This window comes from Aeribacillus sp. JST-2 (assembly GCF_056032925.1).
Genome location: NZ_JBVVUU010000118.1, coordinates 1 through 563 on the forward strand (window position 1 = coordinate 1; position 563 = coordinate 563).

Here is a 563-nt window from a genome sequence, read left to right on the forward strand (position 1 = left end):
ACGCGGAAGAGGAGGGCGCGCAACCGCCTTCTTCCACGCTTCGAGATCCGTTTTTGCCCTTTGTGTTGGCCGGAGGAGTTTTCCCGTAAGGTCAGTCCCGCAAGTTTCAATAATTGGCGCAGATCCTGATAGTGGGAAAAACTCCCGATTTCCGATAACAGTTCCACGATCGTCGCATCCCCTAAGCCCGGAACCGTTTGGAGCCATTCGTATTCCACGGATGTTTGCACAAGTTCCGTCAGTTGCTGGGTCAGTGCCTCGATTTCTTCCTCCAATTGGCGGTACCGGCGGACAAGTGTGGCGATTTCGATACGGGCCATCTGTTGTCCTTCCGTTACGCCAATGGAGTGTTGGGCCAGTTCCATCAGCTTCTTCGCTTTCGGCTTTTGTGGCGATTGTAATCCCTCGCTTTGGCGGTAAAGGGTGAGAACCTCTTCGATCTCTTTCCCTGCTAAATCCGACGGAAACGGCGTCTGTTCCAGCACAGCGAGCGCCATTTTCCCAAATGACGGGAAGACTTGGGAAAACTCCGGAAAATATCGATCAAGCCAGCGAATCATTTG

Annotated in this window: 1 protein-coding gene; it reads right to left on the minus strand. The window is 52.9% G+C overall.

The features are described from left to right. On the minus strand, positions 1 to 563 hold a 563-nt coding region (locus tag AC0KTX_RS16840), incomplete at both ends, for a transposase (RefSeq protein ID WP_474253168.1).